Genomic DNA, 11,192 nt, shown 5'->3' with positions numbered 1-11,192 from the left:
AGGCGAAGTCATCAAAACCGTCCCCGAACACGCCATCGTGGAAACCCTCATCGAAGAAGCCATGCGCATCGCCGACACCGTCGACACTCCGGGCACGCCCACCGTGACGGTGGGCTGAGGCGATCAGGTGGGCTGACCGATGGCGAGGATCCGTTGCAGCAGCCGCTGCAGCTCCGGCGCGGGCGCGATGCCCAGTTCCTGGTCGAGCGTGCGGCGCAGCGTGCGGTACACGTTCAGCGCGTCGCTGCGGCGGCCGGAATGCGTCAGCGCCTCCATCAGCCTCGCGTGCGCCCATTCGTTCAGCGGCTGGCTGATGGTCAGCGACCGCAGTTCGCCGATCAGCTGCAGGTACCGGCCCAGCGCCAGGTCGGTCTGGATCCGCAGCGCCTGCGCCGCGGTGCGCTCTTCCTCGAGCCGGGCCTTGAACGGCCGCAGAATCGCCCCGGTCTCCACGTCGGCGAGCACGCGCCCGCGGAATACCTCCAGCGCGCGCCGGAAACTTTCCGAGGCCTTTTCATGTTCACCGGCCTCGTAATGCGCCCGGCCCGAGTGGTAAAACGCGGAAAACCGGCTGACGTCCAGCTGGTCGCTGCCCAGCGAAAGCTGGTAGCCGGAGGAGACCGTGCGCAAGCCGTGCCCGCCGCCGGGGCCGTCCATGGCTTTCCGGATATGGCAGACATACGTGCGCACGGTCAGCGCGGCCTGGCGCGGCGACTCCTCTCCCCACAGTTCGTCCACGATCTGGTCCGTGCTCACGATCTGGTTGTGGTAGAACAACAACAACGCGAGCAGCTGCCGCACCTTCGGCGCCTTCGGCATGCGTACTTCCGCGTCCCCGCATTCGACCCGCAACGGGCCCAAAAGCTTGAAATCCACGGCTTTCCCCCAGGAATCACCGCGCGAAGAGGCCCGGGCGACCCGCCCTCTCCGCACCAGCCAGTTTGTACCGCTTGTACCGCACCCAGTAACGGCGCTTCGCGGGGTCCGCGCCGCCGGTATCCGGAGTTCCCGGACCGCGTCGCGCGGTATTTCTTTTTCTCCCGCCAGTGCCGCTGGGCGCAGCTTGCCACACCGGGTTCGGCACTGTCCACCGACACCGCGGCCGAACCGGGTAATGCACAACCGCGCGGACTGCACGGCACTTTCCGGAAGTAAGGAAAAACCCCAGCAGGCCCCCGCGAAAGTCAGGGTCGGGCAAAATATGGATATCGCCATTTAATCTGTATTTACCTTTCGTCCGGCGCCGGTCTCCGCCGCCCCGCCCGCCGAGGGGATTTTTCCCCGCGCCCGTCCGCCGGGGCCCCGGTTGCGCGGCCGTTGAGCCTCCGTTGACCCGGCGCGTTGCACCCACGGGTGGAACCGGCCAACCCACCCGCGAACCCAACCAGCGGTGGACGACGCCCGCCGGGCCGCGCTCCTACCGTCGGCGGCAGCGGTCGTCGCGGGGTCCCGCGGAAGAGCCACCGGAGCCGGGAGGATTGTCATGTCGGGCGCGCCACTCGCCTTCGTGCACCACGCGAACCAGCTGAACATCACCGACGGCTACGACAACCGGGACGGCATCGGGCGGATCTGCGACGGCTACGCCGAGGTGCTCGACCTGCACCGCCGCTACCGGATCCCGACCGGCCTGCACCTGTCCGGCACGCTGCTCGAAGCCGCGCTCTGGCACCGTCCGGATTTCGTCGGCCTGGTCCGCGAACGGATCGCCGACGGCACCGTCTCGCTGCTCGGCGGCACCTACTCCGAGCCGATCATGCCCGCGTGCTCGGAGTGGTCGAACCGCCGCCAGCTGGCCGCCGCCGCGGACCTGCACCGGCGGCATTTCGGCGTGCCCGGCGGCCAGCCGCCGACCGCCTGGCTGCCGGAGCGGGTGTGGGCGCCGGAGCTGGCCGGGGTGCTCGCCGAGGCGGGCATCCGCCGGGTCCTGGTGGACGACCGGCTGCTCGCGAAGCCGGTCCCCGAGGACGGCTACCCCGCGGACTCCCGCGCGCACGCGGACCTGCACGGACCGTTCCACTGGGACTCCGAGCAGCCGCCGCCGTTCCGCCCCGGGCTCGCCGATCTGCGCCTGCTGCGCCCGCGCGCGGTGACCGGCGACCTGACCGTGCTCCCGATCTGTTCCTACCTGCGGTACCTGTTCCCGCCCCGGACGGACGCGCATCTGCACTTCCTGGAGGCGTTCCTCGCCGATGTCGGGGAGCGGCAGACCGGCGAGGAAATCCTCGTGTACGCAGACGACATGGAGCGCGCGGCCGGCGTCGGCGGCTGGGAACCCGCGCTGGAACGCTACGAGCGGCTGCTGCGGTTCCTGGCCGAATCCGGGGCGGCCGAACCGGTCAGCCTGGATTCCTGGCTGGACGGACGCCCTCAGCCCGCGCCCGCCGACGTGCCGGCGGGGACCTACTACGAACTGGAGGTCGACTGGTCGGCCGGGCCGTCGTACCGCGGCTGGACCGACACCCAGGAATGGTGGTCCTACGGGGAATTGCTGGACTCGGTCGAAGCCGAACTGCGGGAAGCGGGCAGTGCCGTCGAACCGCGGCTGCAGGCGGTCGCCGAGCGGATGCTCCTGCTGGGCCAGCACGAACTGGGCTGGCACGACTGCGCGGAGGACGGCCGGGGCCGGGCGCTGGCCCCGTGGGTGCGTGCCACCGCCTCGCACGCGCGCCTGGCCCGGCCGCTGCTGTCCGCGGCGCGCTGGGCGGCAGGCGGCCGTTACGCGCCGTCCGCCGGTCTGCACGACATCGACCGCGACGGTGACGGCGAGCTCATCCTGGTGAGCGACGACGTGTGGTGCCTGGTTTCCCCGCGGGAGGGCGCGCGGGTGACTCTGCTCGCGCACCGCCGCCCGCGCGGTTCCGGCGAGGACGGTCCGGCGCTGATCGTCGGAAACCCGGCCGACCACTGGAATTTCCAGGAGGAACTGCACCGCTACATGGAGGTGCCCGCCGCGCATCCCGGCGCGCTGGCCGACCGCGAGACCGCGCACCGCGCCTGGCTCCCGTGGGTGTCCGCACAGGACGCTTCCGCGGTGGCGGTCGATCTCCGCCCGGTAGACGGCTCCGCGACCGAAGTGCGCCGGTACGCGCTCCGGCACGGCGTCCCGGCGCTGCTGGCCTGCATCCACACCGCGACGCCGGGTCGGCGGATCGAGAACCTGATCGTGCCGGACTACCTGGAAGCGCTGCTCGGCGGCAAGGAAGCGGTCAGCGCGGTCGGCGGGGAACTCTGGCGCGGCTGGAAGAGCGGGGCGAGCCAGTGCTGGCTCGCGTTCGATCCCGGGCAGGCCGAGGTGGTCGCCGACGAGCCGACCGCCGCCGGGCACGGGTTCCCGGCCACCGTCGTCGCCCACGACACGCACGTGGACCTGTTGCTGGGTGCGGGATTCGTGCACGACGCGTTCGCGGTGCGGTGGCTGGCCATGGCGCGCGACGTCCTGCACCCGGCCCCGGCCGGGCAGCCGAGGGCGGCGGCGCTGGCCGCGCCCACCGGCGTGGTGTGATGGCACCACCGTTGCGCAGGCTGGCGCGCTACCTGCGCAGGCATCGCGGCGCCACCGCGCTGGCGGCACTGGCTGCGTTGGCCGCCACCGGTTTCGCCGCGGCGCTGCCGCTGGTGCAGCAACGGCTGATCGACCGCACTGTCGTCACGCACACTGACCCGATCGCGCCGTATCTGGTGGTATTGCTGGCTTTCGCGCTCGGCCGGTTCGCGGCCACCGCCGTCCGGCAGTACTGGGGCGGCCGGACTGCCCTGGACGTGCAACGCGAACTGCGGGCCGACGTGGTGGCCGCGGTGCATCGGCTCGACGAGAGCCAGCGCATCGGGTTCGGTGCCGGGCAGTTGCTCGGCCGCGCGACCGGCGACGTCTGCTACGCACAGGGTCTGCTCGATCCGCTGCCCGCCGCGGTCGGCAACCTCGCGCTGCTGGCGGCGTCGGCGACCGCGATGGTGCTGCTTTCCCCGGTGCTGACCGGGTTGGTGCTCGCGGTCTGCCCGCTGCTGGTGCTGGCCGTGCACCTGGCCCGCAGCCGGATCTTTCCGGCGGGGCTGGCCGCGCAGCAACGGTCGGCGGAGCTGACCGGCCGGGTGTCCGAGGTGCTGGACGGACTGCACGTGGTGACCGCGTTCGGCCGCCAGGAGCACGAACTGGCCGCCATCGAACGGGACGCCGCCGCGGTGCGCACCGCTCGGATCCGCACCGCTCGGGTCTCCGCCGCGGTCCTGCCGTTGATGAGCGCCGTACCGTTGGCCGGGCAGGTCGGCGTGCTGGGCATCGGCGGCTGGCTGGCGTTGCGGCACGACATCAGCCTCGGCACCTTCGTCGCCTTCGTGAGCTACTTGGCGCAGCTGGTCGGCCCCGTGCGCGCACTGGCCGGTTTGGTCGGGTACGCACAGGAAGCGCGCGCCGGGCTGGAGCGCTGCTTCGCGCTCATCGACACTCAGCCAGCACTGCTGGACGGCTCGCGCGGGCTGCCCCAAGCCGCGCTCGAAGTCGAACTGCGTGACGTGCATTTCGGCTACCACGACGAACCGGTACTCCGAAATGTGTCGCTCACGATCGCGCCGGGCGAGTACGTAGCCGTTGCTGGGGCACCGGGTTCCGGGAAGTCCACCTTGCTACGGCTGTTGTGTCGCCGCTACGACGCGACCGCTGGCTGCGTACGCGTCGGTGGTGTGGACGTACGCGCACTGAACGGCGAAGCATTGCATCGCGCGGTTGGTGTGCTCACCGAAGAACCACAGCTAATGCCCGGCTCCTTCCAGGAGAACATCGCTTACGGCGAACCCAACGCCAACCATGCACGAATCGTCGCGGCTGCTCGCGCGGCCGGGGTGCACGACTTCATCATGGCAAGCCCAGACGGCTACCAGACCAGGATCAGCGACGCCGAGTTGTCCGGTGGGCAGAGACAACGCATCGCGCTCGCCCGGGCGTTGCTCCCGGACCCGAGGCTGCTGTTGCTCGACGACCCGACGACCGCGGTGGACGCGGTGACCGAGCGCGCCATCCACCGTCACCTGCGCGGCCTGGCCACCACGCGGGTCGTGGCGACCAGCCGCCCGAATCTCCTCCGTACCGCCGACCGGGTGGTGCTGCTGGAGTCCGGCCGCGTGGCGGACGTCGGGACCCACGAGGAACTGCAAGCCCGCTCTCCCGCCTACCGGGCCCTCCTCGGCGACGCGGAGCCCGCGTCACCGCCGCCGAAACCTGCCTTCTCGCCAGTGCTGGCGGCACCCGTCACGATCCCGCCTCGCCAGCACGGACTGTTTCGCGCGCACCGCAAGGGATTCCTCGCCGGTTTGTCTCTGCTCGCCGCCGGCACGGCCACCGATGTGCTGCTACCGCTGGCCATGGGCCGCGGAGTCGACTCGGGCGTGAACGCCGGACAGCTCGGCGTACTGCTGGCATGGGTCGCCGCCGGTGCGGGCTTGGTCGCACTCAACGCGCTGAGCACCGCGGGCGAAACCGTGGTGACCGGCCGCACCTGCGAGCGAGTGCTGTTCGGCCTGCGCCGACGCACCGCGCAGCACGCACTGGCGCTCGGCCCCGCGGAACGGGACCGCGGCCGGTTGATCACCCTGCTCACCGCCGACATCGAGGCACTGTCCCATTTCCTGCGCAACGACCTGCCCGGAGCGTTGGTCAGCGCGGTCACCACGATCGGCGCGATCACCGCACTGTCCTTGATGGACGGTGACCTGCTGCTGCTCGCGCTGGCGGGAGTTCCGTTGGTGGTGCTGGCCACGATGTGGTTCCGCCGCCGTTCCACCCCGCTTTACACCCTCGCACGGGAGAGCCTGGCCGCCTTCACCACTGCGCTCCGCGAAACGATCAGCAGGCTCACCGTCGTGCAGCTTCACGGCCGCCTCGCAGACAGCGTCGCCGAACTGGGCGCGCACGACCGCCGGTACCGCGACGCCCGCGTACGCACGCATCTGTGGACCGCGCTGTACTTCCCGTTCGTCGAGCTGGTAGGCGCCGTGACCGCCGCAGTAGTGCTTGCGGCCGGAGCAGCGCGCATCGAAGACGGCACGCTCACCGCAGGCGTACTAGTCGCCTTCGTGCTGTACCTCGACTCGCTTTTCGCGCCCGTGCAACAGTTCGCCCAGGCCTACGACGGCTACGCACAGGCCGCTGTCGCTGTACGACGCCTTCGCGCCTTCCTCCGCACCGAACCGGCCGTACCGTCGCCGCGACAGCCGGTCGCACCGTCCCAGGCCCGAGGCACCGTGCGGTTCAACCAGGTACGCATGCGCTACCCCGGCGCACCGCGCGACGCCCTGTCCGACATTTCGCTCGACGTACCGGCAGGCAGCACGCTGGCCGTGGTCGGGGCCAGCGGCGCGGGCAAGTCCACGCTGCTGAAGCTGCTACTCCGGTTCCACGATCCGTGCCAGGGGCAGGTTCTGGTGGACGGCGTCGACCTCCGCAGCTACGACTTACGGTTGCTACGCAGGCGAATCGGCTTCGTGCCACAGGAGCCGTATCTCTTCGGACGCAGCGTGCTCGACAACATCCGTTACGGCTGCCCGGATGCCAGCCCGCGCGACGCCGTCGCCGCCGCCCGCGCGGTAGGCGCGCATGAAGTGTTCGAAGCCCTGTCGGACGGCTACACCACTACGGTCGGCGTCGGCGGCTCCGCGCTGTCGGCAGGCCAACGTCAGCTCGTCTCGCTCGCGAGGGCCCGGCTTCTGGCACCCACGATCCTTGTCCTGGACGAAGCCACCGCGAACCTGGATCCGCGCACCGAAGCACGCTGCCAAGCCGCGACCGCCGCAGCGTGCGCCGGACGCACGGTGATACTCGTCGCGCACCGTCTGTCCACCGCCGCACATGCCGACCGCATCGCGGTGCTGGAGGACGGACGGCTCGCCGAACTCGGCACCCATGCCGAGCTTGTGGCGGCACAGGGCCACTACACGAAGCTGTGGGGATCCCTCGAAACCACGGGCTGAGTCTCACTCCCCCGTCAACCCGTGCCGGAACGCATACCGCACCGCCTGCGCCCGGTCCCGCACGCCGATCTTCGCGAAGATCCGGTTGATATGGCTCTTCACCGTCGCCTCCCCGATGAACAGCCGCCCGGCGATCTCGCGATTGGACAGTCCGCCTGCCACCAGCCGCAGCACCTCGACCTCGCGACCGCTCAGCACCCCGTCCGCCGCGGAACGCACCGGCGGCTCGGCAGGCTCGTTCATCCCGGCGAGCAGACGCCGCTGCACCTCGGCGTCCATCACCGACTGGCCGGACGCGGCGGCCGCCAGCGCACGGGCGATGTCCGCGCGGCCAGCGTCCTTCGTGAGGAATCCCAACGCACCCGCCCGCAACGCTTCCCGCACCGAACTGTCGTCGGCATAAGTGGTGAGCACGACGACCTTCACCGCGGGGTACTCCGCGCGCAGCCGGGCGGTGGTGCTGACCCCGTCCCGGACCGGCATCCGCAGGTCCATCAGGACCACGTCCGGCGGATCGGCGGCGACCATCTCCAGCACCGCGTCCCCGTTCGCGGCGGCGCCGACCACCGTCGTGCCGGGGAAGGTCTCCAGCAGGGTCACCAGTCCCTCGCGCACCGCCGTCTGGTCGTCGGCGACCAGCACCCGCAACGGCCCGTCCATCAGTCCCCCTCGGTTCCCGTGCGCGGCACCCGCGCCCGCACGGTCCAGCCCGGTCCTTCGGCCGCCGCGTGCAGCGTGCCTTCCAACTGCTCGATCCGTTCCCGCATCCCGATGAGCCCGTAGCCGCCGCCAGTCGTGGTGCGTTCGGCCTCGCTCGGGGCGCCGTTCCGCACGACCAGTTCGACCTGCTCCTCGTCCACCGCCAGCGAGACGGTCACCGGCGCGCCCGGAGCGTGCCGGCGCACGTTCGTCAGCGCTTCCTGGCCGAGACGCTGCAACGCCAGCGTCACTTCCGGGCGCAGCTCCGACTGTTCGGCCGGCTCCTCGAAAGACATCGGCACGTCGGGATAGTCGGCCTGGTAGTCCTCGACCAGCGCGCTCAGGAATTCCGGCAGCGAGCGTTTGTCCCCGCGCAGCGCGCCGATCGCACGGCGGGTCTCGGCCAGGCCTTCCCCGGCCAGACCGCGCGCGCGGATCACGCACGCCCGCGCCCGGTCCGCGCCCGGCACCGTCTCCAGGAGCGCGTCCGCGGCCTCCAGCTGCACGATCAACCCGCCCATCGAGTGCGCCAGCACGTCGTGGATCTCGCGGGCGATCCGGGCCCGCTCGGCCAGCGCCGCGGAACGGGCCTGTTCCTCCTTCGCGACCTGGGTTTCCACCAGCAGCATCTCGGTCTGCGCGATGTGCAGCAGGCGCTGCCTGCGCACGATCCCGGCCAGATACGAGGCCGCCGCGGCGAGCACCGCGAATCCGCCGGGCAGCAGGTTCTCCCAGAACCGCTCGGCGATCCCGACCGCCGCCATCGCGAAGACGGCGACCACCCCGGCCGGGCCCGGCTCCACCACGCTGGCGGCGGCGAGCACCATCAGGCAGACCAGGATCACGCCGACGTCCGAACCGGAGGTGCCGGGTACGAGCAGCGCGCCGCCGACCACGCCGACCAGCAGCGCGATCAGCCGCAGCAGGCCCTCCCGGTCGCGCAGCAGGCCCCAGCCGAACCAGCCCGCCGCGCCGACGAGCAGGCCGAGCAGGTTGAGCCCGGGCAGGCCGTGCGTCCCGATCCCCGGCGAGGCCACCGCGACGGTGTAGGCCAGCACCACCATCAGGCCCACGCGCACCGCCCAGCGCGCGGCCACAGCGAGCGCTTCGGACCGTCCTTCGCCGGACACCGCGGCCCGTACGGTCCTCCTCGCCTCGTCCATGCCTGGCAGGTTAACCGCAGCCGCGGCCGCGGGTTACGACCGCAACTCGCGCGGTGGGGCGAAACTCAGCTTCTCTTCGGCGGTGCGCACCTCGCGCACGTCGCCGAAACCGTGTCCGGCCAGCAGTTCGAGCACCTGCTCGACCAGATCCTCCGGCACCGACGCCCCGCTGGTGACCCCGACCGTCGTCACCCCGTCGAGCCACGCGGGATCGACCGCGGCGGCGTCCTCGACCAGGTACGCCGCGGAAGCGCCGCCGTCCAGCGCGACTTCCACGAGCCGCACCGAATTGGACGAGTTGGCGGAACCGACGACGAGCACCAAATCGGCCTCGGCGGCCAGTTCGGCGACCGCTTCCTGCCGGTTCTGGGTGGCGTAGCAGATGTCGTCGCTGGGCGGGTCGGACAGCAGCGGGAACCGTTCGCGCAGCCGGCGGACGGTCTGTTCGGTCTCCGCGACCGAAAGGGTGGTTTGGGACAACCAGGTCACTTTGGCCGGATCGCGCACTTCCAAGCCCGCGACCGCGTCCGGGCCGTCCACCACGATGGTGTCCGCCGGTGCCTCGCCGCTGGTGCCTTCGACCTCTTCGTGCCCGTGGTGGCCGATCAACAGGATCTGGTCTCCGCGCGCGGCAGCACGCACGGCTTCGCGGTGCACCTTCGTCACCAGCGGGCACGTCGCGTCGATAGTGCGCAACGAGCGTCCCGCAGCGGCTTCGTGCACCGCGGGGGCGACGCCGTGCGCCGAGAACACTGTGACCGAGCCAGGCGGCACTTCGCTCACCTCGTCGACGAACACCGCTCCAAGACGCTCGAGACGGCGCACCACGTGCGTGTTATGCACGATCTGCTTGCGCACGTAGACCGGCGCGCCGTGGCGCTGCAGTGCGGCCTCGACGGCGCGTACGGCGCGATCCACCCCGGCGCAGTACCCGCGCGGGCTCGCCAGCAACACCTGTTTCATGGCCGCGACCGTAAGCGGGGAGCGGCGGAGCGCACGAGATTCCTCAACGCGGGTCCAAGGTGGCCTCAACGGCGCCGTCCACGCCCGCTCGACGCGGAGGCAACTCATCGGCCGCGCGGTCCGGCCAGCCGAGTTGCTGCAACCGGTCGAGAACGGAGAATTTCCGATAACCCAGACCGGAGATGTTGTGCATGATCTTGTAGCACAACCGGCGATTCCGGCCGTGGCAGGAAAGAATGTACTTGCTGCGCGCGTACCCGAAATTCCCGACCGCGGTGGTGAACATTTCCGCGAACCGGTGGCTGAATTCAGAAATGGTTTTGAGCTCCGGGCGGCGCACCCGGTCGTATTCGGCCAGCGCGGCGTCGACCGCGCCGGATCCGGCGGTGGAGACGTCCCGGAACGCGCCGGCCAGCCGCACCGCGTCCGCGATCGCCGCGTTCATGCCCTGCCCGGCCATCGGGTGCACGGCGTGCGCTGCGTCGCCGATCAGCGGCATCCCGGCGCCGTGGAAGACCGGCGCGACGAACCGCCGCGCGGACAGCACCCGGCAGGTCGGCACCCCGGCGCGCACGGACTCGGCGATCGGCGCCACGCTCGGGCACGCGGCGACCGCCTCGTCCACCCAGCCGGCCAGCCCGGCCTTGCCGATCCGGTTCACCAGCCCGCGCTCGACCTGGAGGTACAGCCGCCCGCCGCCGCCGGGCATCGGGTACATCACGCGCATCCCGTCGCGGGTGATCGTGGTGGTCGCCTGGTGCGCCAGCTCCGGCACGCCGGCCAGGTCGATCGCGACCACCTGGTGGTCGTAGGGCGTGGTGTCCACTTCGATCCCGACCTGGCCGCGCAGCTTGGACGCGTGCCCGTCGGCCGCGACGACCAGGTCCGCGGACACCTCGGCGCGGGCGCCGCGCTCGCGCAGCACGACCCCGGCGACGCGGCCGGATCCGTCCCGCACCGCGCGCTCGACCGAGACCCCGCGGCGGAACTCGACGGTCGCGGGCAGCGCCTGGATCAGGTTGTCCAGGATGCCTTTGTAGGTGTGGGTGAGGCAGTGGTCGTAGGCGCTCGGCAGCCACCGGTAGTCCATCGCGCACAGCTCCGCGCCGTCGTCGCCGGCGCAGACCAGCCGGTCGATCCGGCGCCCGCCCGCGCGGCGCAGGGTTTCCAGCGCGCCGATCGAGTCCAAAGTGGCCAGCGAACCGGGCTGGAGGAGCTCGCCCTTGAACGTTTCCACCGTGTCGGTGAGTTTGTCGACCAGCAGCACCCGGCGTCCTTGCCTGCCGAGAAGAATCGCCGCGGTGAGCCCGCCTGCCCCGGCCCCGCATATGACAATGTCGTAATCGCTCACACCATTTACCGTTCTGCTCCGGAAGACGCGCGAAAATAGCACCGCGAGTGCAC

At 71.2% G+C, this 11,192-nt stretch carries 7 protein-coding genes and 1 pseudogene; 3 read left to right on the top strand and 5 right to left on the bottom strand.

What is annotated here, in order from left to right:
* A pseudogene (locus tag WA670_RS29710) lies at positions 1-118 on the top strand (flavodoxin-dependent (E)-4-hydroxy-3-methylbut-2-enyl-diphosphate synthase); the annotation flags it as partial.
* A gap of 5 nt (positions 119-123) precedes the next feature.
* Here WA670_RS29710 and WA670_RS29705 read toward each other — a convergent pair.
* Positions 124-876 carry an AfsR/SARP family transcriptional regulator gene (locus WA670_RS29705; protein ID WP_063697480.1) on the bottom strand — a complete coding sequence of 251 codons (753 nt, stop codon included), beginning with the start codon at positions 874-876 and terminating at the stop codon, positions 124-126.
* Positions 877-1,483: 607 nt separating this feature from the next.
* On the opposite strand from WA670_RS29705, the gene WA670_RS29700 reads away from it, so the two are divergent.
* Both WA670_RS29700 and WA670_RS29695 read left to right on the top strand, forming a co-directional pair.
* Positions 1,484-3,505, top strand: a complete 2,022-nt coding sequence (locus tag WA670_RS29700; RefSeq protein ID WP_336159507.1) for a hypothetical protein — start codon at positions 1,484-1,486, stop codon at positions 3,503-3,505.
* Positions 3,505-6,963: an ABC transporter ATP-binding protein gene (locus tag WA670_RS29695; RefSeq protein ID WP_336159506.1), complete on the top strand. Its 3,459-nt coding sequence runs from the start codon at positions 3,505-3,507 to the stop codon at positions 6,961-6,963. Before WA670_RS29700 ends, WA670_RS29695 begins: the two co-directional genes overlap by 1 nt.
* A gap of 3 nt (positions 6,964-6,966) precedes the next feature.
* On the opposite strand, the gene WA670_RS29690 is transcribed toward WA670_RS29695, so the two are convergent.
* From WA670_RS29690 to WA670_RS29675, 4 genes are read right to left on the bottom strand one after another with little or no spacing between them, the layout of a single operon-like run.
* Entirely contained in the window at positions 6,967-7,623 is a 657-nt protein-coding gene (locus tag WA670_RS29690; RefSeq protein WP_238606751.1) for a response regulator transcription factor, read from the bottom strand.
* Complete coding sequence (locus tag WA670_RS29685; RefSeq protein WP_336159505.1) at positions 7,623-8,825, bottom strand: sensor histidine kinase; 1,203 nt, start codon at positions 8,823-8,825, stop codon at positions 7,623-7,625. Before WA670_RS29685 ends, WA670_RS29690 begins: the two co-directional genes overlap by 1 nt.
* 33 nt (positions 8,826-8,858) lie before the next feature.
* Complete coding sequence (locus WA670_RS29680) at positions 8,859-9,788, bottom strand: 4-hydroxy-3-methylbut-2-enyl diphosphate reductase (protein ID WP_336159504.1); 930 nt, start codon at positions 9,786-9,788, stop codon at positions 8,859-8,861.
* Positions 9,789-9,831: 43 nt separating this feature from the next.
* Complete coding sequence (locus WA670_RS29675) at positions 9,832-11,139, bottom strand: FAD-dependent oxidoreductase (protein ID WP_167754185.1); 1,308 nt, start codon at positions 11,137-11,139, stop codon at positions 9,832-9,834.
* Positions 11,140-11,192 lie beyond the last annotated feature (53 nt).

The sequence above is a fragment of the Amycolatopsis sp. VC5-11 genome (assembly GCF_037034185.1).
Lineage (GTDB): Bacteria > Actinomycetota > Actinomycetes > Mycobacteriales > Pseudonocardiaceae > Amycolatopsis > Amycolatopsis nivea.
The sequence above is the reverse complement of the archived record's forward strand: the minus strand, read 5'-3'. Positions and strand labels throughout refer to the sequence as shown.

Bases quoted from the DNA above. Each gene is read 5' to 3' on its own strand.
- WA670_RS29680 (WP_336159504.1), bottom strand. From the start codon at position 9,788: ATGAAACAGGTGTTGCTGGCGAGCCCGCGCGGGTACTGCGCCGGGGTG.
- WA670_RS29700 (WP_336159507.1), top strand. From the start codon at position 1,484: ATGTCGGGCGCGCCACTCGCCTTCGTGCACCACGCGAACCAGCTGAAC.
- WA670_RS29690 (WP_238606751.1), bottom strand. From the start codon at position 7,623: ATGGACGGGCCGTTGCGGGTGCTGGTCGCCGACGACCAGACGGCGGTG.
- WA670_RS29695 (WP_336159506.1), top strand. From the start codon at position 3,505: ATGGCACCACCGTTGCGCAGGCTGGCGCGCTACCTGCGCAGGCATCGC.
- WA670_RS29685 (WP_336159505.1), bottom strand. From the start codon at position 8,825: ATGGACGAGGCGAGGAGGACCGTACGGGCCGCGGTGTCCGGCGAAGGA.